This is a genomic window from Thalassotalea eurytherma, from assembly GCF_030161415.1.
GTDB lineage: Bacteria > Pseudomonadota > Gammaproteobacteria > Enterobacterales > Alteromonadaceae > Thalassotalea_G > Thalassotalea_G eurytherma.
Genome location: NZ_BSSU01000012.1, coordinates 99,820 through 122,467, shown reverse-complemented (window position 1 = coordinate 122,467; position 22,648 = coordinate 99,820). Strand labels below are relative to the sequence as shown.

19 protein-coding genes are annotated in these 22,648 nt (G+C 40.8%); 12 read left to right on the top strand and 7 right to left on the bottom strand.

What is annotated here, in order from left to right; all coding sequences use genetic code 11:
* Positions 1 to 31: 31 nt before the first annotated feature.
* From QQK02_RS12900 to QQK02_RS12845, 12 genes are all read left to right on the top strand, one after another.
* Positions 32 to 529 carry a DUF411 domain-containing protein gene (locus QQK02_RS12900; protein ID WP_284208470.1) on the top strand — a complete coding sequence of 166 codons (498 nt, stop codon included), beginning with the start codon at positions 32 to 34 and terminating at the stop codon, positions 527 to 529.
* Positions 529 to 1,956: a TolC family protein gene (locus QQK02_RS12895; protein WP_284208469.1), complete on the top strand. Its 1,428-nt coding sequence runs from the start codon at positions 529 to 531 to the stop codon at positions 1,954 to 1,956. The genes QQK02_RS12900 and QQK02_RS12895 overlap by 1 nt, the downstream gene beginning before the upstream one ends.
* Entirely contained in the window at positions 1,956 to 3,713 is a 1,758-nt protein-coding gene (locus tag QQK02_RS12890) for an efflux RND transporter periplasmic adaptor subunit (protein WP_284208467.1), read from the top strand. The genes QQK02_RS12895 and QQK02_RS12890 overlap by 1 nt, the downstream gene beginning before the upstream one ends.
* 15 nt (positions 3,714 to 3,728) lie before the next feature.
* Positions 3,729 to 6,893 (top strand): efflux RND transporter permease subunit, encoded by a 3,165-nt coding sequence (locus QQK02_RS12885; RefSeq protein ID WP_284208466.1) that lies wholly within the window; start codon positions 3,729 to 3,731, stop codon positions 6,891 to 6,893.
* 88 nt (positions 6,894 to 6,981) lie between these two features.
* Entirely contained in the window at positions 6,982 to 7,593 is a 612-nt protein-coding gene (locus QQK02_RS12880) for a PepSY domain-containing protein (protein ID WP_284208465.1), read from the top strand.
* Positions 7,593 to 9,425 (top strand): FAD-binding oxidoreductase, encoded by a 1,833-nt coding sequence (locus QQK02_RS12875; protein WP_284208464.1) that lies wholly within the window; start codon positions 7,593 to 7,595, stop codon positions 9,423 to 9,425. Before QQK02_RS12880 ends, QQK02_RS12875 begins: the two co-directional genes overlap by 1 nt.
* A gap of 24 nt (positions 9,426 to 9,449) precedes the next feature.
* Positions 9,450 to 9,797, top strand: a complete 348-nt coding sequence (locus tag QQK02_RS12870; protein ID WP_116001648.1) for a copper resistance CopC family protein — start codon at positions 9,450 to 9,452, stop codon at positions 9,795 to 9,797.
* 18 nt (positions 9,798 to 9,815) lie between these two features.
* Positions 9,816 to 10,712 (top strand): copper resistance D family protein, encoded by an 897-nt coding sequence (locus tag QQK02_RS12865; protein ID WP_284208463.1) that lies wholly within the window; start codon positions 9,816 to 9,818, stop codon positions 10,710 to 10,712.
* A gap of 15 nt (positions 10,713 to 10,727) precedes the next feature.
* Entirely contained in the window at positions 10,728 to 11,198 is a 471-nt protein-coding gene (locus tag QQK02_RS12860; protein WP_284208461.1) for a YybH family protein, read from the top strand.
* A gap of 90 nt (positions 11,199 to 11,288) precedes the next feature.
* Positions 11,289 to 11,717 (top strand): MerR family transcriptional regulator, encoded by a 429-nt coding sequence (locus QQK02_RS12855; RefSeq protein WP_204999611.1) that lies wholly within the window; start codon positions 11,289 to 11,291, stop codon positions 11,715 to 11,717.
* A complete protein-coding gene (locus QQK02_RS12850; RefSeq protein WP_284208460.1) occupies positions 11,710 to 13,953 on the top strand; it encodes a heavy metal translocating P-type ATPase in 2,244 nt (747 codons plus the stop codon). Before QQK02_RS12855 ends, QQK02_RS12850 begins: the two co-directional genes overlap by 8 nt.
* Before the next feature lie 11 nt (positions 13,954 to 13,964).
* Positions 13,965 to 14,318: a cupredoxin domain-containing protein gene (locus QQK02_RS12845; RefSeq protein ID WP_284208459.1), complete on the top strand. Its 354-nt coding sequence runs from the start codon at positions 13,965 to 13,967 to the stop codon at positions 14,316 to 14,318.
* Positions 14,319 to 14,409: 91 nt separating this feature from the next.
* Here the strand turns inward: QQK02_RS12845 and QQK02_RS12840 are convergent, their stop codons facing one another.
* From QQK02_RS12840 to QQK02_RS12810, 7 genes are all read right to left on the bottom strand, one after another.
* The gene (locus QQK02_RS12840; RefSeq protein ID WP_284208458.1) at positions 14,410 to 17,520 is read right to left on the bottom strand and encodes an efflux RND transporter permease subunit; all 3,111 of its coding nucleotides are present in this window, start codon (positions 17,518 to 17,520) and stop codon (positions 14,410 to 14,412) included.
* Between the two features lie 54 nt (positions 17,521 to 17,574).
* Positions 17,575 to 18,489 (bottom strand): efflux RND transporter periplasmic adaptor subunit, encoded by a 915-nt coding sequence (locus QQK02_RS12835; protein ID WP_284208457.1) that lies wholly within the window; start codon positions 18,487 to 18,489, stop codon positions 17,575 to 17,577.
* A gap of 2 nt (positions 18,490 to 18,491) precedes the next feature.
* Complete coding sequence (locus QQK02_RS12830) at positions 18,492 to 19,814, bottom strand: TolC family protein (protein ID WP_284208456.1); 1,323 nt, start codon at positions 19,812 to 19,814, stop codon at positions 18,492 to 18,494.
* Positions 19,815 to 19,888: 74 nt separating this feature from the next.
* Entirely contained in the window at positions 19,889 to 20,251 is a 363-nt protein-coding gene (locus QQK02_RS12825; protein ID WP_284208455.1) for a hypothetical protein, read from the bottom strand.
* A gap of 44 nt (positions 20,252 to 20,295) precedes the next feature.
* Positions 20,296 to 21,195 carry a cation diffusion facilitator family transporter gene (locus QQK02_RS12820; protein ID WP_284208454.1) on the bottom strand — a complete coding sequence of 300 codons (900 nt, stop codon included), beginning with the start codon at positions 21,193 to 21,195 and terminating at the stop codon, positions 20,296 to 20,298.
* Entirely contained in the window at positions 21,188 to 21,916 is a 729-nt protein-coding gene (locus QQK02_RS12815) for a transglutaminase-like domain-containing protein (protein WP_284208453.1), read from the bottom strand. Before QQK02_RS12815 ends, QQK02_RS12820 begins: the two co-directional genes overlap by 8 nt.
* A gap of 12 nt (positions 21,917 to 21,928) precedes the next feature.
* Positions 21,929 to 22,585, bottom strand: coding sequence for a cation transporter (locus QQK02_RS12810; RefSeq protein WP_284208452.1), 657 nt, complete (start codon positions 22,583 to 22,585; stop codon positions 21,929 to 21,931).
* Positions 22,586 to 22,648: the final 63 nt, after the last annotated feature.

Sequence of the window (22,648 nt, the reverse complement as noted above, 5' to 3'; positions counted from 1 at the left end):
AGATATTTTCCAGCGATGTCTGGGGGCAAAAATGATCAATAAGTATTTAAAAATAGCAGTAGTAATGCTGCTTTCACCTGCGTTTGCAAACGCTAATGAACATAACCATACAGACAATCACGACGTAACACCTTTAGAGTTAATCGTTTATAAAACCCCTACTTGTGGGTGTTGTAAAAAATGGATAACTCATATTGAAGACGAAGGGATCGTTGCGCATTCCAAAGATTTCCGAAACATCGGCAATATCAAAACTAAGTATGGTATTAAGCCTAATTACCGCTCCTGTCACACGGCAGTGAGTAGAAATGGATTTGCCTTTGAAGGTCATGTACCCGCTAAATTTATTCAGCAGTTCTTATCAGAAGAACATCCCAATGCGATTGGGCTTTCAGTTCCAGCAATGCCAGTTGGCTCTCCCGGTATGGAAGTCGGTGACCGCTTTATGCCATACAACGTGTTAATTCTATTTAAAGATGGAACGAGCAAAGTCTATGCAAAAGTTAAGAGCTACGAGGAGCAATTCTAATGAAATTGAACACTGCAAACCTTACTTCACTTTCAACTGCGCTAATGCTCAGCTTGTCAGTATTCTCTGCTCAAGCTGAAAAAGTAGTGTCGCTTGAACAAGCCATCACCTTAGCCCAGCAAAATGATCCTTGGCTTCATGGTAGTCGATTGAAACAAAGTGCGGTTGAGAATAGAAGTATCGCTTCAGGTACTTTGCCTGATCCGAAAGTATCACTAGGGATAATGAATTTACCAACAGATACTTGGGATTTAGATCAGGAAGGAATGACTCAGCTAAAGGTTGGTGTCTCTCAAATGTTTCCGAGAGGAGATAGCCTAGAGATCAAACAAGACCAGTTAAAAATTGAGTCCACGAAATTTCCATTGCTACGTGAGGATCGTAAAGCGAAGTTGAAAAGCCAAGTGTCACAGCTTTGGTTAGATGCGTACTTAGCCCAACAAACCATTAAATTGATTGAAGCAGATTGGGCGCTTTTTGAGCAGATGGCGGAAGTGGCTAAAGCTAGCTACTCAAACGTTGTTGGTAAAACCAGACAGCAAGATGTTATTCGTGCTCAATTGGAAATCGTACAGTTAGATGACAGATTAACTTCGCAAAAGCAGAAACTAGAAACGACAATCGCTCGCCTTAATGAGTGGCTTCATATTTACGATGCTGACCGATTGAATGAATCATTCAACTTTGATGCGCAACCACTAGAGTTTAGCGTCTCAAAAGAATTGCCTTTGATTCGATTGATTAATCCAACAGTCCTAAAAGCATCTAATTACTCAAGAAATCTATTGGCTCAGGCACTTGCTAATCATCCAGCCATACTTGCAATTGATGTAAAACGCAAAGCTTCAGAAAAAGGAGTTGAGTTAGCTAAACAGCAATATGAGCCGCAATGGGGTGTTAATGCGAGCTATGCCTATCGTGACAATATGCCTTCTGGTGATAGCCGAGCTGATTTATTTTCTGTTGGGGTAACGTTTGATTTACCGTTGTTTACCGAGAACAGACAAGATAAGCAAGTTGCCGCTTCTATTGCAGATTCAGAGGCTGTTAAAACCGAGAAACTATTGCTGACAAAGCAAATGATCAGTGCGGTGGAAAAGGAGCTTAGGCAGCTTAAACGTTTATCTGATAGACAATCTATCTATCAAGAACAACTCCTTAAACAAACTCATGACCAAGCGGAAGCGTCATTGACGGCCTACACAAACGATGATGGTGATTTTGCCGAAGTTGTTCGTGCAAGAATCGCAGAATTAAACGCCAGAATATCAGCCTTAAGAATTGACGTTGACGCACTTAAAACAGTAGCTCGCATCAACTATTTCTTTGCGCATTCTCAATCTAAATCAAATGCTGAACATAAGCCTATGCACACTTCGCACAAAACTAATCAGCACTTATCCAATCAGCAATTTGGAGAAAAATAATGTCAACGAATTCTAAAACACCAAATTTGAAACTAATAGTTGCCGTCATTATTGGGGCAGCACTAGGTGCAGGAGCATTGAGCTTATATCAAGGTACAGGTTCAAACAGTAATACTGATGAAGCTGTATCAGCAGAGAAAAAGCCGCTGTATTGGGTAGCACCGATGGACTCTAATTACCGCCGGGACAAGCCCGGTAAGTCGCCTATGGGGATGGATTTAATTCCTGTGTATGAGGAAGAATCATCTGGTGATGACTTTGGCCCCGGAGCAGTAAAAATTGCGCCTCATGTCGTGAATAACCTTGGGGTTCGCACCTCACCTGTTGAACTAAAAAATATGCATACTGAAATCTCAACGGTAGGTTACGTTCAATATGATGAAGATAAGCTAATTCATATCCACCCACGTGTTGATGGTTGGATTGAAAAGCTTTACATTAAAGCAGCAGGTAACCCTGTAGAAAAAGGGCAACCTCTTTACACGCTATATTCTCCTCAGTTAGTTAACGCGCAAGAAGAACTGTTAATAGCGTTAAAACGCAATAACAGTTCTTTAATTTCAGCAGCTAAAGATCGTCTGAAAGCGTTGCAGCTTTCAGCAGACTTTATTCAAAAGCTAGAAAAAACAAGAAAGGTACAGCAAACCATCACCTTTTACTCCCCTCAGGCGGGTGTTGTTGATGGCCTGAAAGTTAGAGAAGGCTTCTACGTCAAACCGGGGAATACTCTTCTAAGCATTGGTCAGTTAGATCAAGTTTGGGTTGAAGCTGAGGTTTTTGAACGGGATGCCGCCCTGATTAAAGAAGGTCTGCCAGTTTCAATGACACTGGATTACTTACCGGGTGAAGACTGGGCTGGTGTTGTTGATTATGTCTATCCAACATTAAACAGTAAAACGCGTACTCTCAGAGTGAGGCTGAAGTTTGATAACCCAGACTATCAATTAAAACCAAACATGTTTGCACAAGTATCTATTCACGCTAATCAAGCTGATAGCACCATACTCGTACCTAAAGAAGCCGTCATTCGCACTGGTAAACAAGACAGAGTTGTACTTGCCTTGGGGGATGGGCAATTTAAGTCTATCGAAGTGACAATTGGCCGGGTTGATATCGATAGTATCGAAATCTTAGAGGGTCTTAATGAAGATGATGTTGTGGTGACATCTGCTCAATTCTTGATTGATTCTGAATCAAGTAAAAACTCTGATTTTAAACGAATGACTCATGACCAAGTGCCTAACTCTGTTTGGATGGAAGGCGAAATCAACAGCGTCATGGCGGGGCATCGTATGGTTAATATTACTCATGGCCCTGCTGAGGCTTGGGGTTGGCCTGAAATGACAATGGACTTCGATGTGGGTGAAAAGGTAGATATTGATTCACTGAAGTCTGGTCAATCTTTGCACTTTGAAGTGAGCAAAACCGAAGACGGTGGATATGAAGTTACTGGAATTCATATCATGAGTGAGCCTGAAGTATCATCAGCAACCGTATCAGGTTTGATCAATGCGATTGATATTGATACACGGATTCTAAATATTAGCAGAGGCCCAATAGAGAAATGGGATAGACCTTCTGCGACGATGGATTTTATCGTCGCGGACAATATAGAAATGGCTGATTTCAATGTTGGTGATAATGTCACTTTCACCTTTGAGGTAAGAGATGACTTAGTGATAACTGAAATTTCCCTTGAATCTGATGATCAACACGAGCATGAACAAAAAAGTGCTGTTGACCATTCGAATCATTAAGTTGGGAGATAAGTGATGATTGAATCAATTATTAGATGGTCAATCGGCAATCGTTTCTTTGTGTTGCTGGTTACCTTAATTATTGCTTTTGGCGGTTTGTATTCTTTACAAAAAACGCCCGTAGATGCAATTCCAGACCTTTCAGACGTACAGGTCATTATTAAGACAAGCTATCCGGGACAAGCGCCACAGGTTGTGCAAGATCAAGTGACTTTCCCTCTTACTACAGCCATGTTGTCTGTACCGGGAGCGCAAACTGTTCGTGGTTACTCATTTTTTGGTGACTCCTACGTCTATATCATTTTTGATGATGATACTGATTTGTATTGGGCGAGAAGCAGAGTGCTTGAATACTTAAGCCAAGTAGCATCAAGCTTACCTGATTCAGCAAAGCCTCAATTAGGACCTGATGCAACAGGCGTTGGCTGGGTATACATTTATGCTTTAACAGATAAGTCAGGTAACCATGACTTAAGCCAATTAAGAAGTATTCAAGATTGGTTTTTAAAGTATGAATTGCAAACTGTTCCGGGCGTGTCAGAAGTTGCAGCCGTTGGCGGTATGGTTAAGCAATATCAAGTGCAAGTCGATCCCGACAAGCTCAGAGCTTATAACGTGCCGTTAAGTCATATTCAAATGGCACTTAAACGAGGCAATAAAGAAACTGGCGCATCCGTTGTGGAAATGGCGGAAGCTGAGTATATGGTTACTGCAACGGGATATATTCAATCAGTTGGTGACATAGAGAAAATTCCGCTTGGCATTAACGAGCAAGGTACACCGTTGCGTATTGGTGATGTTGCTACCGTGAATTTAGGACCACAAATGCGCCGTGGTATCGCAGAGCTAAATGGTGAAGGCGAAGTTGTTGGTGGTGTTGTCGTTATGCGCTTTGGTGAAAACGCACAACAAACCATAAATGGTGTAAAAGAAAAGCTAGAGTCACTGAAATCTTCTCTACCAGAGGGGGTAGAGATTGTCCCTGTTTATGACAGATCGAAGTTAATAGATCGTGCTGTTGATAACCTTTGGAGTAAGTTGCTTGAGGAACTTGCAGTCGTTGCGATTGTCTGTGTTGCTTTCCTATTTCATCTTCGTTCATCAATTGTTGCAGTTGTTACTCTACCATTAGGCATCTTGGTGTCGTTTATCATCATGTATATGCAAGGCATCAATGCCAATATTATGTCGTTGGGCGGTATCGCTATTGCGATTGGTGCGATGACTGATGGTGCAATAGTGATGATTGAAAATATGCATAAACATATGGAGAAAACACCGCTAACAGATGAAAACCGCTGGCAAATTGTCGCTAAGGCTGCGAGTGAAGTAGGACCTGCATTATTTTTTAGCTTACTGATAATTACTGTTTCGTTCTTGCCTGTTTTTATTCTGGAAGCGCAAGAAGGCAGAATGTTCTCACCTCTTGCATATACTAAAACCTATGCAATGGCAGCATCAGCAGGCTTGGCAATAACATTGGTGCCTGTTTTGATGGGTTACTTTATTCGAGGCAAAGTCGTCTCTGAAAAGAAAAACCCGTTAAACCGATTATTGATTGCTATCTACATGCCTGTTTTAAAGCAGGTCATGAAGTTTCCAAAATCGACAATAGTAGCAGCAGTATTAGTGACGATCGTTGGTTTTTGGCCTGTCGATAAAATTGGTAGTGAATTCATTCCTCCATTGGATGAAGGCGATCTCATGTATATGCCTACTACCTATCCCGGTATTTCCATTGGTAAAGCAAGAGAGTTATTACAGCAAACGGACAAGCTTATCCGCACTGTACCAGAGGTTGAAAATGTTTTCGGTAAAGTAGGACGAGCCGAAACTGCAACGGACCCAGCGCCTCTAACTATGATTGAAACCTTTATTCAATTGAAGCCACAAGAACAGTGGCGAGAAGGCGTGACAACTGAGTCGTTAAAAGCAGAGTTTGATAAGTTGGTTAAGTTTCCGGGCTTAACGAATGCTTGGGTTATGCCAATCAAGACCCGCATCGATATGTTAGCTACAGGTATAAAAACGCCTGTGGGTATAAAAGTCGCCGGACCAGAGCTTGATGTAATTCAGGAAATCGGCCAACAAATAGAACAACTATTGCCAGAAGTGACAGGCACAGCGTCAGTTTACTCTGAGCGAGTTGCAGGTGGACGATATATCAAGGTTGATATTTCACGAGATAAGGCAAGTCGCTTTGGGTTAAATATCGAAGATGTCCAACAAGTGGTTTCTACTGCTATTGGCGGAATGAATGTAACTCAAACGATAGAAGGTCAAGAGCGTTACCCTGTTAACTTACGTTATCCGCAAGATTACCGAGATTCTCCTGAGCAGCTATCACGATTACCCGTTGTAACACCAAATGGTCAACGCATTGCACTAGGTGATGTTGCTGATATTCGAGTGGAAAATGGTCCTCCGGGTATTAAGAGTGAGAACGCCAGAATCAATGGTTGGACTTTCATTGATATCGATGGCGTTGATGTTGGTACTTATGTTGAAAACGCCAAGGAATACTTAGCAAGTAACCTGACTTTACCAGCAGGATATTCAATTAATTGGGCTGGGCAATACGAATATATGGAAAGAGCAAAAGAAAAGCTCACCTATGTACTGCCTTTAACACTCGCCATTATTGTGATTTTACTTTACCTAAATTTCAGAGCGTTTAGTGAAGTGGCTATCATTATCGTTACGCTGCCGATGGCAATGATTGGTGGCTTATGGTTAATGTATCTGGAAGGCTTTAATTTCTCAGTTGCCGTCGGAGTGGGCTTTATTGCGTTGGCTGGTGTTGCGGTTGAGATTGGCGTGATCATGCTGGTCTACCTCAATCAAGCACTTGCTGAGCTTAAAGAAAAAGCCGAGGAGCGAGCGGAACTTATATCAGATGACGCGTACCAAGATGCATTATTACACGGTGCTGGCTTACGTGTGCGCCCAGTAATGATGACGGTAGCCACAATCATTATCGGCTTAATGCCTATTTTATATGGTACGGGAACTGGCTCAGAGGTTATGAGTCGTATTGCTGCACCTATGGTAGGCGGAATGACAAGTGCTGTGCTGCTCACTCTTATTGTGCTTCCTGCGATTTACTCAATCGTTAAAAAGCCTGAAGTAAATGCCTTTAACACAGGGCTTTCTAACTTGGAGCTAGAGAATAATGCTTAGCAGAGTTAGAAAATATCACAAATGGCTTATGGCATTTGTCGGAATACAATTTCTGTTTTGGTCTATTACTGGTGTGTATATGGTGACTATGGATATTCACTATATACACGGCGAAACATTGGCTAAGAGTGAGCAAGCCAAAATAGATTTAGCAGATGTGGATTACTCCATTGTAGAACTTGCTGCTGACTATCCTGAAGCTAGTCAAGTCAGGCTTACCCAAAGCATGGGCAACCCTTTGTATTCTTTTATTAATGGAGAACAGGGGAAAATGGCAATTGATGCTAAAACAGGGGCTGTTCAAGCCCTTGTTGATGAAATCAAAGCTAAAGAAATCGCGCAATATCACTATGCGATGAATCATGAAATCAACAGCACAAGGCTGATTAAGTCAGTGACTGATATGCCTGCTGAATTGTCTCCAAGACACTTACCCGTTTGGAGAGTGACGTTTGAGCAATTCGCCACACCAACATTTTATATAAGTCAACAAACAGGCGCACTCGTTGCCAAGCGGCATGATTACTGGCGCTTGTTTGATTGGATGTGGCGTTTTCATATTATGGATTACGATGATGGAGAAAACGTATCTAACTGGTTTTTGTTCTTGGTCGCAACTCTAGGTTTAATGGGAGCAATTACTGGCGCAGTATTGACTTATTATCGAGTGCTTTCCCCAAATAAAAAGGGAGTCATTTGATGCGACTATTTAAGTTGAATACAACGTTACACAAATGGCTTTCTTTATTTGTTGGTTTACAACTGCTTATTTGGTTGGGAACGGGCCTTTACTTCAATTTGATGGATCATAGTAAAGCCAGTGGTAATGAGCTTAGAGTTCATTCACATCATGAAGGTAACATTACAGGCTTTAGATTTATCCCTATTAAAGACATTACTAGTGAAGCACCTCAAGAAGTAAAACTTATATGGATTTTACATCAGCCTTACTATCACTTTGTGTTCGATAAGGGACAGCATAGCTACCAAGAACGCCACTCAAAGCTATTTGATGCTGTAACAGGAAAGCCATTTAATCTGTCTAAACAACAATTACTAACTTTGGCAAAAAACTCCTACTCAGGTGAGGGTAAGTTAACTACTCCAGTGTTATCTCAGCCTCCATTTTCTGACCACGTGAGGCAGCAAAATCCTATGTGGCAAGTTGTCGTTGAGGATGAGAATAATACAACTATTTATTTAGATAGTATTACAGGGCAAGTGCTTCGCCATGCCAATGATGATTTCAGATTGAAAGATCTGATGATGAAGCTTCACTTTATGGACTATGGCAATTCTGGAGGATTTAACCATTGGTTGATCATTGCCTTTGCTTTTTCAACGCTATTACTTTCGGTGACTGGCGTTACTTGGCTGATACAACAGTTTCGAAGTGGTTTACTGAAGCTAAGTTGGAGCCGCAATAGACAAAAAGTGGCAGTGATTTTTTCCAATGAAAATACAGTTACTGACATCTCAGCCATTGGTAGCTCAACGGTATTAGAAGGACTAGCAAGTTCACATGTATACCTGTCGTCAAGTTGTGGTGGTGGGGGTACGTGCGGTAAATGCGTGTTCTTAAGTTCAACTCAATTACCGATCACATTATCTGAGAAGGAACATTTATCTCAGGAGCAGCTTAAAGAAGGCTATCGGCTTGGATGTCAGCATAGGTTCTCTGAAATTAGTTCGATTGAAGTTAATACTGATCTCAATATTGAAAATCATGAGCTAGTTGTGGTTGCGACTAATTTCATTACTCCTTTTATCAAGGAAGTGAAATTTAAGCTGAAATCAGGCAAACAATTGGAATTTAAAGCTGGTGCATATATGCAATTTGACGTGCCAGCAGGGATGAATAGCCTACGCCCAGATGATATGCCTGAGAACTTTGAAAAATACTGGGAAAGTTATACTCATGGAAAGTTTTCACATGACAGCGTAACTCGCCATTACTCCTTGGTTAACTTTGATCAAGAAACAGATGAGTTAACCTTCAATATTCGCTGGCAAACTTCTAAGGATGGCTTTAGAGCAGGTATAGGTTCAAGTTACTTAGGTTCACTGCGGGTGGGTGAAACTATAGAGGCAAAAGGTCCTTTTTCTGACTTTTACGCGACTTCAGATAAAAAGGTTCGTCGCATCTTTATCGGTGCTGGTTCAGGGCTTGCTCCACTCAGAGCGATCATTTTTGAACAGTTGAAAAAACGCCAAGATGAAGGTGACTTGACTCTCATCTATGGTGCGCGAACTGAAGATGACTTGCTGTACCGCGATGAGTTGAACTTATTGAGTGAGCAGCATAAAAACTTTTCTTATATTCCTACACTTTCTAACCCTTCAGAACAATGGCAAGGGCATTCTGGCTATGTACAGCAAGTACTTCTGCCGTATTTGAGCCAGAAAGTAAAATTCCTGTCTACAGAATTTTACTTGTGCGGCCCAGAAGCAATGATGAGTGAAGTGGAACAAATAATTACTGATGTTGGTATACCCAGTAATCAAATTTTCAAAGACAAATTTAGTCGTTAATACATAAATTAAATAGAGGTAAATATGAAAATATTAATTAAATTTTTGACCGTAATCAGCATTGTTTTTAGTAGTGCGGTGTTCGCGCACGTTCATCTTGAAAAAAGTGTGCCTGCTGATAATGCAATGTTAATGAAGACTCCAGAAGAGTTAACGTTGGCATTTAGCAAAGAGGTTCGTGTAGTCAAAATTACATTGAAAAATAAGCAAGGTAAAAAGGTTAAATTTGGCTTCAAACCTACTAAAGAAACCAATACCGAATTTACGTGGAAGCTACCGAAACTTACACCTGCTAACTATGTTGTTGATGTTACTTTCTTAGGTAAAGATGGGCACAAAATGAAAGATAGCTTTGGCTTTATGGTTCACTAATCTAATGGAGTGATTGCTATGGAAATGTATATCTGGAATACAGTCATTGTACTGTCAAAAATTGTATTTTACGTCGGTTTTGCCTGTATTGCTGGTTATACATTTTTCAAGCAAGTTTTTGAACAAAGTGAGTCTCATAATAACTTGGCAATAGCGAACCTAAAATGGATAAGAGGTTCAATAGTCATCGCTTTGCTTGCAAATGGTCTTTGGTTCTTCGCTAGTACTGGTGCGATGGCAGAAGAAGGCATTCAAGGTGCTTTTGACCCTGATATTTTAGACATAATGTGGGATTCTCCTATCGGTGATGGAACTTTACTTAGAGGTCTTGGGTTAGTTCTAGCGATATTCGCGATAACGTCACACATTAAATTCAAATCAGTAGTACTGAGCAATTACCTAAAACAAGGCATTTTGGTATCTAGTTTATTTTTACTTGCATACACCTTTACCTTAATCGGCCATGTATCTGAGCTAGGAGTGTTCGGAAAAGTATTGCTGATGCTCCATGTGCTTGTTATGGCTTGGTGGTTCGGAGCATTGTTTCCGCTTCGACAAGCTTGCAATGAACGGAACTATGAGCAGCTCTACTCATTGATGGACACGTTTGGAAAACAAGCAAGTATCGCTGTGAGTCTATTGTTAGTTGCTGGCCTTTGGTTAGCTTTTCAATTAGTCGGAAATGTTGAAGAGCTGTTTAGTTCAAGCTATGGGCAAACACTGCTACTTAAATTAGCTCTCGTGACTTCGATATTGGGCATCGCAGCTAAGCATAAATTAAAACTCGTCCCACAACTTAAAAATAACGATGGCAGAGAAGCGCTATCTAAATCTATCTCGATAGAAATGGTAGTCGCTTTTGCCATTTTATCTGTAACGGCTGGGCTTACTAGTGTTGTTGGCCCTGCAAATTAAAACCTAAAAGAGAGAATGAAAATGAAAACAATAAATATATTACTCGTTTTATTAATGACGTTTAGTTTCGTAGCAAACGCTCATGGTGATAAGAACAAAGACAAAGGTTTGTTTAAAGGTATAGATACCCCTGCCGCAAAAGTTGTTTTGGCATTTCATCAAGCACTAGAAACGGGTAATAAGGAGCTAGCAAGAGCACAGTTGGCTGATGATGTGACCATCTACGAGGGTGGCCGTGTTGAAAGAAGTGCTGATGAATATGCACATCACCATATGTTGGCCGATATGAAATATTTAGCAGCAGTGAAAACTAAAACGCTAGAGCATCAAGTGACTATTCTTGGAAATGCCGCTATCTCAGCGTCACGCAGCCATACTAAAGGAACATACAAAGGTAAAGACCGTGATTATCAGGGCATGGAAACGATAATACTCGAAAAGCAAAACGAAGAATGGAAAATCAAGCATATTCATTGGTCACACTAGATCTAAAATAATTATATTGGGCTTGACCTGTGTCTTACACACAGGTCTAAACTTAACTCAGTTAACCCATTTATTAAGTCAGGATAGCTTATGAAAGTTACTGAATTAGCCAAAGAGTTTGGTACAACACCCGATACTGTCAGATACTACACTCGATTAAAATTACTCAATCCAACTAAGTCTGAAAACGGATATAAGTACTACCCCCCAACAGAAATCTCTAGACTGAAGTTTATTTTAAGTGCAAGACAACTGGGGTTTTCAGTATCAGATATACAACACATTGTTGATGAGGCGAGTCTCGGAAAAGCTGCATGCCCTCTAGTTAGGTCTTTAATTAAGGAAAGGCTAGCTGAGACTGAAAAACAATTTCAGGCAATGTTAGCTTTGCGTAAAAACATGAAAGATGCGCTAGCACAATGGGAAGTCAAGGAAGATAAAGCTCCAACCTCCACTATGGTATGTCACCTCATAGACAGTTTTGAACCTACAGAAAACAATGGCGGCTCCCATGAATAATATTAAACCTGATCATCAGCTCATTATAGAAGGTGCTGGCTGTGCAAGTTGCGTCGGTAAAATTGAGGGGGCGCTGAAAGGAACCAATGGTGTAGTTAGTGCTGAAATGAACTTTGCTGATAGGACTGTTCAAGTCACAGGAACCGTGAAAACGGAAGAGCTGATTAAAGCTGTTGAGTCTATCGGTTATAACGCTAAGCCAATCGATGATAGTTCAGAAATTGATACGCTTGACGAGAAAGAGGCAGCAGACTGGAAGTATTACAAAAAGCTAATACGAGATACTTTTATTGCTCTTTCACTCGGCGTTCCTCTAATGATCTACGGCATTGTTGTTGGAGAAATGACAGTTGAAACAAACCTTGAACGCATGTCTTGGTTGGTTGTAGGCATTTTAACTTTTGGTGTTATGTATTTTTCAGGCAAGCATTTCTATGTCGGAGCATGGAAGAGCTTCAAAAATCATTCAGCCAATATGGACACCCTAATTGCTTTAGGAACAGGTACGGCATGGATTTACTCAATAGCTGTTGTATTGGCTCCAGACGCAGTGCCATTGATGGCGAGACATGTTTATTTTGAAGCTACAGCCATGATCATTGGATTGATTAATTTAGGTTTGGCACTAGAACTAAAAGCCAGAGGTAAAACCTCTGAAGCCATCAAACGTCTTATCGGGTTACAAACCAAAACAGCTACAGTAGTTCGTGATAGCAAAGAGGTTCAGATAGGTATCGAGCAGGTTTTACTTAATGATGTGGTGAAGGTAAAACCGGGGGGGAAAATTCCTGTAGATGGTATTGTATTAGAAGGCCACACATCTATTGACGAATCAATGCTTACGGGCGAACCCATGCCTGTTGAAAAAGCCAAAGAAGATGAAGTTGTTGCAGGAACGTTAAACAAGTCAGGCATGATTTTGTTTAGAGCGACACGCGTAGGCAAAGACACGGCGCTTGCGCAAATCATCAATATGGTGAAACGAGCGCAAAACTCTAAGCCACCTATTGGCCGCTTGGCCGATGTGATTTCCGCTTATTTTGTTCCTGTTGTCATGATCATATCTATATTAAGTGCTCTAGCATGGCTTAACTTTGGACCAGAGCCAGCAATTGCTTTTGCCATCGTTTCAGCAACTACCGTACTCATTATTGCGTGCCCATGTGCTTTGGGCTTAGCAACGCCTATGTCTGTCATGGTGGGAGTTGGAAAAGCGGCAGAAGCTGGAGTGCTTATTCGCAATGGCGAAGCTTTACAAACCGCCTCTAAAATCACTTCCATGATTTTAGATAAAACGGGAACTATTACCGAAGGGACACCAAAGGTAACTAATATTGTTTTAGCAAAAGCGACTGACGAGAAAGAAGTGTTACAGCTTGCGGCAAGTTTAGAAAGTGGCTCCGAGCACCCTTTGGCACAAGCGATTGTTGAAAGTGCGTTAGATCAGGATATTGAGTTACTAAAAATAGAATCGTTTAACGCCATTACGGGTTTTGGTGTAGAAGCAACCTGTAACAACAAAACCTTACTTTTTGGTAACGATAAACTAATGAAAATTAAAGGCATTGACCTTACAGGTTTCGTTGGAAAAGCCCAGTCTTTAGCAAAAGAAGCTAAAACACCAATGTATTTTGCTGTTAATGGCGAGCTGGCAGCAATTATTGCTGTTGCTGATCCTATTAAGTCAGACTCAATTTCCTCGATTAAACGGCTTCAGACCAATGGGATTCGCGTCATTATGTTAACGGGCGATAACAAGGATACAGCCGCCGCTGTTGCCAAAAAAGCGGGAATTAGTGAGTTTTTTGCTGAAGTGCTGCCAGAAGACAAAGCCAACAAGGTTAAAGAGCTACAAGACAGCGGCGAAACTGTTGGTATGACAGGTGATGGTATTAACGATGCTCCTGCACTTGCGTTAGCCGATGTTGGTTTCGCCATAGGCACAGGGACTGATGTAGCAATCGAAAGTGCTGACATAACCCTGATGCGTGGCTCACTTCATGGCCTTGCTGATGCCATAGCGGTAAGCAAGGCCACTTTACGAAATATCAAACAAAACTTATTTGGCGCGTTTGTCTATAACGTAGCTGGGATTCCTTTTGCTGCGGGGATTCTATACCCCTTCTTTGGCATTTTGCTTAGTCCTGTAATAGCTGGAGCTGCAATGGCATTTTCGTCATTGACCGTAGTGTCAAATGCAAATCGACTTCGCCTGTTTAAAGCAAAAGAGCATTAAGGAGACGCACGATGATGTTAATTAACTTATTAGGCTTAGTGTTGATCGCGCTGATTGTTTGGTGGTTTTGGCTGTACAAACCTAACAAAACAATTGTGCAAAACAGAGAAGTGTTAATTGAAGTGAAAGATGGCGTGTATTCCCCATCTTCAATTCAGGTGTCTGCAAGCCAACCTGTCACCTTGAAGTTTATGCGTAAAGATCAATCCCCCTGCGCTGAAACAATCCTTATTCCTTCATTGGATATAAGCGAACAGCTTAAATTGAATGAAATTACTCAAATTACCTTATTGAACTTGTCACCGGGAGAGCATGAGTTTCATTGTCAGATGCAAATGTATCGCGGCGTCTTAAAAGTAATTTAGTTTTAAATAGATCTTTTTACGCACCTGAGTGAGCAAAAGTAACGTAATAAAAGGCTTCTCTAAATAATTACGAGAAGCCTCCAAACTAAAGTTAAGATTTGAATTTGTGATAAACAATTCGATAAAGAACAGGCAATACAACTAAAGTTAGTAAAGTTGAGGAAATAATTCCCCCAATCACCACCGTCGCTAATGGCCTCTGAACTTCAGCTCCAGTTCCAACATTTAATGCCATAGGAATGAATCCTAAACTAGCAACGAGTGCCGTCATTAATACAGGACGTAGCCTTACCGTTGCACCGTCGATAATTGAGTTAATTAATTCTCCTGTGTCAAGTAATCGCTGTTTAATGAATGACAGCATCACCAGTCCATTTAATACAGCTATCCCTGAAAGAGCGATAAATCCAACAGCAGCAGAAATTGAAAGAGGCATGTCTCTTAACCACAAAGCCAGTACGCCGCCTGTAAGTGCTAAAGGCACACCACTAAATATGATCAGGGCATCTTTTATTGAACTAAATGCTATGACTAGCAGTGTCAAAATTACAAACAATGTGGCAGGTACTACGATGGATAATCTTTGCGTTGCACTCTCAAGTTGCTCAAATGTTCCGCCGTACTCAAGCCAATAACCAGCAGGCAATTCAACATTTTGTTGAATTTTTTGCTGTGCCTCTTGTACGAATGAGCCTAGATCTCGGTTTCTAACATTTGCTGTAACTACAATTCGTCTCTTACCATTTTCTCGGCTTATTTGACTTGGAACCGTCGTATAATTTAACTCTGCAACTTCTCTTACAGGTACAAACTCACCACTTTCTGTTGCGATTGGCAAATTTCCTAACTGATCAAGGTCGGTTCGCAATAGCTCTGGGTATCTAACTACAATTTCAAATCGACGATCACCTTCGAATATTAATCCTGCGGCTTCACCTGACATGACAGTTTTTAACCAAGATTGTAAATCGCTTATATCTAATCCGTATAATGCCAGTGCTTCAGGCTTGGGGTTAACAGTAAAAATAGGCACATCATCAACTTGTTCAAGTCTTGCATCTGCGACACCTGAAATCGTATTGAGTGCAGTTAAAATTTCTTGTGCTGAATTTACAAGTTGGGATAGGTCATCACCGTAGAGCTTAATTCCTAAATCAGCTCTTACTCCACTAATTAATTCGTTAAATCGCATCTGAATTGGTTGAGTAAACTCATAATTATTGCCGGGAATGGAGCTGAGATCTTTTTCCAGTTTTTCAACAAAATCTGCTTTCGTTAAATTGGGGTTGGGCCATTGCTCTCTAGGCTTTAATATCAGAAAAGTATCAGTTACATTTGGCGGCATCGCATCTGTCGCCACTTCTGCTGTGCCCGTTTTTGAAAACACCGTGAGGATTTCATCATATTTCATAATGTGTTGTTCAAGTATTTTCTGCATTTCTACAGCTTGGTCAATACCCGTGCCCGGAATACGCATCGCGTGCAGAGCAATGTCACCTTCATTAAGTTGAGGAACAAATTCAGATCCTAATTTACTACCAAGTAATATGCTAAATGTCACAAGTAAAGCAGCGCCACAAACGACTAGCCAACGTAGTTTTAATGCCCAATTTAAAACCGGACGATATACTGACTTAGCGCCGACAATTATGGGACTTTCTTTTTCGCTGATTTTGCCTTTCAAGAATAACGCAACTGCTGCGGGGACGAGCGTGAAGGAAAATACCATTGCAGACAATAGAGCGATGATCACAGTAGCGGCCATCGGATGAAACATTTTGCCCTCAACACCAGATAAGGTAAACAAAGGCACATAGACAATGGCTATAATCAATACGCCAAAAACACTAGGTCGTATCACCTCATTGGTTGCAGAGTAAACAATATCTAACCGCTCTTTGAGGGAAATGACTGAACCGTTTCGCTTTTGGCTTTCTGCTAAGCGCCGAATGCAGTTCTCAACGATGATTACCGCTCCATCGACAATTAATCCAAAATCCAAAGCTCCCAAACTCATTAAATTCGCAGAGACCTTGCTTTGAACCATGCCCGTGATTGTTGCCAACATTGCCAAGGGAATGACTGCGGCAGTAATTAGAGCGGCTCGAATATTACCCAGTAATAAGAACAATACGAAGATAACTAACAACGCGCCTTCAATGAGATTTTTCTGTACGGTGCTAATTGCTTTATCAACCAGAGTTGTCCTGTCATATAATGGAACTATTGACACTCCTTGAGGTAAGCTATTTTGAATTTCACTAAGCTTGTCGCCAACAGCCAAAGCTACCGAGCGTGAATTTTCTCCTACCAGCATCATTGCTGTGCCAATCACACTTTCCTTGCCTTCCTGTGATGCAGCACCAGTTCTTAACTCTTTTCCTATCGCAACTTCGGCAACATCTTTTACTTTTACAAGTGTGCCGTCATCGCTTTTAATAATGACGTTTTGAATGTCTTGAAGAGTTTGCAATTGAGCTTGTGAACGAACAAGAATTTGCTGTCCGCTTGTTTCTATAAATCCTGCCCCTTGATTTGCATTATTTCGCATTACCGCTTTTGATAACGCATCACTGGTAATGCCGAAGTGCAGCATCTTTAACGGATCTGGGTTGATATGGTATTGCTTTTTATAGCCACCAATTGCATTGATTTCCGTAATCCCTTTAACCAATGCAAGTTGTGGTTTCACTACCCAGTCATGGATCTCCCTTAACGCCATCGCGTCATAGGGTAAGCCATTATTCTGCTTTGCACTCTCGTCGGCAGTTATACTGTACATGTATATTTCACCGAGGCCCGTAGCTATAGGTCCCATTTCTGGTTCAATACCTAACGGTAGTTGCTCTTTAATTGCGCTCAGCCTCTCATTGATTAAGTTTCTGGCAAAATACAGATCTGTGCCTTCTTCGAACACAACGGTCACTTGCGACAGGCCATATCGAGAAAGTGAACGGGTATAGTCGAGCTTAGGTAAACCCGCCAAGCCCGTTTCGACAATAAACGTGATCCGTTGCTCTGTTTCCAAAGGTGAATAACCTTGAGCCTGCGTGTTTATTTGTACTTGTACATTGGTAATATCAGGCACGGCATCAATAGGTAGCTTTTGATAATTCCACATTCCTAAAGCGATGATAAACAACGCCATTAGCAACATAGTTCCACGTCGGCGGATAGATAATTCTAGTATCCAAGCGATCATATTTTCACCTCGATAATATTGAAGCTAATATGAAGTAAATAAAGACTTCGGAGTTTAGTGTTCATGCCCAGCCTCCGATTTTTTTAGATCAGCAACTAGCAGGTAGCTGTTCTTAACAACCACACTTTCGCCGACGTTCAAACCCTCGATGATAGCAATATTGATAGCGTCTGAAGCGCCAGTTTTTACGGCGCTAGGGTGGTATTCATTGCCTTCCTTAATAAAAACAACACTATTTCCTTCAAACTCTTGAATGGCTTCTTTTGGCACAACAATTGGAACAGAGTGTTGACTAGTTGTAACCGCCCCTTTAATTGCAGAGCCAAGCGGCCATTTGTTCGTTTTGTTATTTAATTTTACATATGCCAACGAATAAGGCTTGTCGTTTAGTGATGGTGTTAAATAGCTAATTTGCGCACGTTGATTAATTTCAGTGCTATGAATTAGCACCTGCTGGTTAGCGTTAACTTTACTTAGCTGAGTAGGAAACACTGATAGTTGTGCCCAAACCACGTCAAAGTTGGCTATTGTCAGCAAGTTTTCAGCGTTTGTAAGTTCGCCAATATTTGCTTGCCTAGCGACTATGCGTCCAGACATTGGTGCATTTATCGAATATTGGTTTAAGCTTTCATTGGATTCGATGACTACCAACGTTTCACCTTTTTTAACCTCTTCGCCGATATTAACTTTTACCTTCTTAATAACACCCTCGAATCTCGCGTTAACATGAGCAAGAGAGGCAGGATCAGCGACAATTTTTCCGTAAAGAATCTCTTCATTGCGAATAACTCCGCTGGTAACAACAATTGTTTCAATACCGTTTTGTTTAGCCATTTCAGCAGACACGGACACGAACTCATTAGCGTGTTCTTCACTGGCTGAAGTCGTGACGGAGGTGAAACCAATTACAGCAACAAGCATTAATTTGAAAAGGCTGATTGGTACATTTAATATTTTTATATTTTTCATGATTAATTCTCGATAAAGCTTGATAGTTGGCTTACGGTATTGCCGGAAGAAATTAATGGAATGCCTGATAAGGACTCGATGGCGGCGTTTTGTTTGTGAACCTCACTTGCGGCAAAAATAAGCGCGTATTGCATATCAATAAGCTCTTTTTGAACTGAAACTAGCTCCAAATAACTAAAGCGCCCGTCAGAATAGGCTTTTTGCACTAATGACAAAGCACTTTCTTGTGGTGGAATAATATTGGTTTGTAAGGTTTCAACCGTAAGGCGAGCCTCTTCCTGAGCCGCATAGGATGTCGCTAATTGGCTGTAAATTGCTCGTTCACTTGCTTTCTTTTGCTGATCAATTTCATCGAGTTTTGCTTTTTGAGATTGATAATTGCCTCTGTTTCTATCACTCGTAAATAGAGGGACGCTAAACCCTGCAACCAACGCAGTGTCATTGCTACCTTCAAGTCTTTTAACACCTGCACTCCACGTTATATTAGCGCGACTGTGTGTGTTGATTGATTGTAATTGAGCTTGCTGAATTCTCGATTGCTCTGCATAAGCTAATATATGAGGGCTTTGAGAAAGTTGAGCCATGATGTATTCGAGCGATATTGTTTTGGGAAGTGCAAATAAATCGCCTGATACACGAGAGAATTGCGGTGATTGCTCTCCCCACAGAATAGCTAACTTACGAATACTGGCCTCTAACTGCTTGGCAATGGTTAACGTCTTTAGTCGAGCTGTTGCCAGAGCAGCTTCAGCTCGCTTTTGTTCTGATGATGGTGCTGAACCAACACGAACTTTTTTAGAGACAATTTGGTAGGTTTCTCGTGCCAGTTTTTCTGCATTTTCATTGACAAGATTGACTTGTTGTAAGGTCAAAACATCGATATAGCGTGTTGCTACTTCACCCAAAATATCGAGTGTTTGTATTCTTTTATCAACCGCTATAGCTTGCTGTTGGGCATTAACATAAAACTTTCTGCTATTTACCTTATCTCCCAACTCCACTACGGAAGATATCGATAAGGTTAATTCAGCGTCGTTGAATCCAGATACATCGCCTGTACCTGCAAAGTTTTCCAATTCAACACTGATGTTATATTCAGGTTTTAATCCTGCGGTAGCTAACTCGCCGTCTAAGCGCTTTTGTTTGTATTCAAAAGCCGTTAACTGTGGGTTGTTTGCAAGTGTTCGTTGTATCGCATCTGATAATGAAACTGAATCAATGGATAAGTCATTTGCAACTGCGTTATTGGTCGTCACCAAAAGTGACACCAGAAGCAACCGTTTTACTTTCTTCCAAGCATACACGGGAGCCTTAAGATAAGACATGTTCATATTTTGTCCTGTTTATTTTATGAAAGGAGCGAAGGCTTGCCGCCTAACGCGCTAATTAAATAAAAGGACTAACTCTTGGGAGGTCGAAGCAATCTTGAAAGGGGAGCTTCAATGACTACTTTTAAGTAATCAAAGGCATGATTTGATTTGAAATCAAAATTCTCACTGATGTAGATGTGTGTAGCAAACTGTACATGCGAGCCATTGCAGTGTCCGCAATGATGACAATCAGCGGGGTTGTGTTGGTCATTATCTGCTGATGATTGTATTAATTGTTCAGAAGGAATATGGTCATCTAAAGCATGAACATGCTCGGTTTTTATATGCTCGGAATCAACAATATGAATATTAGCAATTTTTGCCACACCAGAAAATGACTGAAGTAGTATCAGCACTATCATGATGTATGCAGGAAATTGTTTAATATTCATTTTGTTCAATGTTCTCTTAGTTATGCCAATGTTAACACTATCAATTAGCTTGCGTCACGACATGTCTCGTTCATAAACTCAATCTCAATTGTTGTATGAGCAAAATCAAACTCTTTAAGCTCATGCTGTAACTCTAGTTTGTACGATTTCAGTTCTTTGTTAGATATTTCAGTGTTTAAAACAATATGAGCGGTTAAAACGTTGTTTTCACCATCAAGTGACCAGATGTGCAAATGATGTACTTCACCCACAATGGCTTTAGACACTATTTTCGATTTAATACTTTCAATAAGCTCAATATCTGGTGTCGCTTGTAAGAACAGCATAAGTGTCGATTTCAATGTTCTTACAACGTTAAATAAAATAAAAAGAGTAAAACAAATCGATAAAATAGGGTCGAGTATAGGCCACTCAACAAACATCAATACAATTGATACGATAAAAATAGCTATCCAGCCTAAAACGTCTTCAAGCAAGTGCCAGTTTAAAACTCGTTCATTTAGGGTCTTTCCATGACTTAGCTTATAGGCAGCGTAACCGTTAACAACCATGCCAAAAATAGCTAATAAGAGCATTCCTTCGACTTGAGGCATTTCGGGGTTAGCTAATCTTGGTATAGCCTCAATTAGTATAAAAATAGAGCCAACAGTTAATACCAAACCGTTAATCAATGCGCCAAGTAATGAAAAGCGCTTGTATCCATATGAAAACTGGCTAGAGGCTGGCTTGTTACTGAGCTTATTTAATCCCCATGCGGTGCCTATGGAAATGCTATCTCCTAAATCATGGATAGCATCTGCCATGATTGCCGTACTATTGGTTAACCAACCCCCGATAAATTCGATGATGGTAAACGTGAGGTTGAGAAAAAAAGCCCAACCAATACGTCTCGAAGCGTCCTCATCATTGTGAGTGTGATTATGACCGTGAGAGTGGCTATGCATGTTGAGCCTCGGCGCTTACATTTTTACCTCTAAGCCTTTGTACATTCCAATTAATGATATGGCGGATAAAGTTTTGGTACGCCCAACGTTTTATACCCGTTAGATTGGTTCCCTGCTCAGTATAGAATTCATCGGGTGAATCATATAGACCAAAGTCGTCGTGTATGCCTTCTTTTTGGATATAAGTATCTTTCCCTGCCCAGTTAGTCTCTGGATTTTTTATGCAGGTCGTAGCGATACCATAACCACAAAAACTATCTTTAGCTTGACTGAATTTGGATTGAATAGAACTTAGATAAGCTTCGTCGAGAATAAAGCCTTCTAAATTGATCCACTCATCATTAAAGAAAACTTCAACCCAGCTATGGATAATGTATTTTGGGGCAAGCCAAAATACATAAGAGGGAATAGCGCCTTTCTGGAGTTGTTGATCAATCGTGAAACCATGAAATCGGCATTGAATGCCAAGTGCCCGTAATAGAGCCATCAACAAGTTTCCCTTGGTATTACACTGTCCATAGCCATCAGCTAATACTTCACTTGCGACGATATCATCACTGCGGTTGTAGCCGAATTGAATCTCGTCTTTCACAAAGGTGTAAGCAGCTCCAATCTTGTTGTAATCATCCAAAGCTTGCCAATTTCGCTCCGCTATTAACGATTGGATGCTTTGATCATCAAAGTCTAATATTTTTGTTTTCTCTGAATAATTAGCACTCATTATCAATTTCCTTTAAGAACATGATTTTGATTTACTTCCACTACAGCCATTGTTTTCGCTTGTTAACTCTGCGTTGCTCAGCTCTTTCTTCGCATCAGTAATAATCAGGTAAGCCCCTCTTAAAATTAGGATTGCAATCACACTACCAATCACAATGTCAGGCCAGCGTGAATCAAGTAGCATCACCAACACACCAGCAGCAATTACGCCCATATTTGCGATCACATCGTTGGCTGAAAATATCCAGCTTGCACGCATATGCACTTCACCATTGTTATGCTTTCTGATTAAAACTAAACAAATAACGTTTGCTATTAATGCAATAAAACCAAAGCCGATCATGAACCAAGAGTGAGGCTCACCTGCTCCGATTATTCTTCTTACTATGTCAAAGATTATCAGTAATCCGAGTGTAAGCTGAAAGTAACCGCTGATAAGGGCTGCATTGGCTTTATGCTTTAAAGATCGACTTACCGCATACAAGGCAATTCCATAGACAATTGCATCAGCCAGCATATCCATTGAATCTGCTATCAAAGCCGTCGAATTTGCATATAGGCCCACAGTAATCTCAACGCAGAACATAACCGCATTAATACCGAGCAACCAATACAGCACATATTTTTGTTTCGCATCTTTTAGTTCGACTTCGCAACCACAACCACTCATTACACGGCCTTAGTTATTTGTTTAATAATTCAACTATAAAGTCTATAGTGACTATAGAGTCAA

Bases quoted from the DNA above. Each gene is read 5' to 3' on its own strand.
- QQK02_RS12845 (WP_284208459.1), top strand. From the start codon at position 13,965: ATGATGTTAATTAACTTATTAGGCTTAGTGTTGATCGCGCTGATTGTT.
- QQK02_RS12865 (WP_284208463.1), top strand. From the start codon at position 9,816: ATGGAAATGTATATCTGGAATACAGTCATTGTACTGTCAAAAATTGTA.
- QQK02_RS12900 (WP_284208470.1), top strand. From the start codon at position 32: ATGATCAATAAGTATTTAAAAATAGCAGTAGTAATGCTGCTTTCACCT.
- QQK02_RS12825 (WP_284208455.1), bottom strand. From the start codon at position 20,251: ATGAATATTAAACAATTTCCTGCATACATCATGATAGTGCTGATACTA.
- QQK02_RS12850 (WP_284208460.1), top strand. From the start codon at position 11,710: ATGAATAATATTAAACCTGATCATCAGCTCATTATAGAAGGTGCTGGC.
- QQK02_RS12870 (WP_116001648.1), top strand. From the start codon at position 9,450: ATGAAAATATTAATTAAATTTTTGACCGTAATCAGCATTGTTTTTAGT.
- QQK02_RS12885 (WP_284208466.1), top strand. From the start codon at position 3,729: ATGATTGAATCAATTATTAGATGGTCAATCGGCAATCGTTTCTTTGTG.
- QQK02_RS12890 (WP_284208467.1), top strand. From the start codon at position 1,956: ATGTCAACGAATTCTAAAACACCAAATTTGAAACTAATAGTTGCCGTC.
- QQK02_RS12815 (WP_284208453.1), bottom strand. From the start codon at position 21,916: ATGAGTGCTAATTATTCAGAGAAAACAAAAATATTAGACTTTGATGAT.
- QQK02_RS12810 (WP_284208452.1), bottom strand. From the start codon at position 22,585: ATGAGTGGTTGTGGTTGCGAAGTCGAACTAAAAGATGCGAAACAAAAA.
- QQK02_RS12860 (WP_284208461.1), top strand. From the start codon at position 10,728: ATGAAAATGAAAACAATAAATATATTACTCGTTTTATTAATGACGTTT.
- QQK02_RS12895 (WP_284208469.1), top strand. From the start codon at position 529: ATGAAATTGAACACTGCAAACCTTACTTCACTTTCAACTGCGCTAATG.
- QQK02_RS12820 (WP_284208454.1), bottom strand. From the start codon at position 21,195: ATGCATAGCCACTCTCACGGTCATAATCACACTCACAATGATGAGGAC.
- QQK02_RS12855 (WP_204999611.1), top strand. From the start codon at position 11,289: ATGAAAGTTACTGAATTAGCCAAAGAGTTTGGTACAACACCCGATACT.
- QQK02_RS12875 (WP_284208464.1), top strand. From the start codon at position 7,593: ATGCGACTATTTAAGTTGAATACAACGTTACACAAATGGCTTTCTTTA.
- QQK02_RS12835 (WP_284208457.1), bottom strand. From the start codon at position 18,489: ATGAAAAATATAAAAATATTAAATGTACCAATCAGCCTTTTCAAATTA.
- QQK02_RS12880 (WP_284208465.1), top strand. From the start codon at position 6,982: ATGGATATTCACTATATACACGGCGAAACATTGGCTAAGAGTGAGCAA.
- QQK02_RS12830 (WP_284208456.1), bottom strand. From the start codon at position 19,814: ATGTCTTATCTTAAGGCTCCCGTGTATGCTTGGAAGAAAGTAAAACGG.
- QQK02_RS12840 (WP_284208458.1), bottom strand. From the start codon at position 17,520: ATGATCGCTTGGATACTAGAATTATCTATCCGCCGACGTGGAACTATG.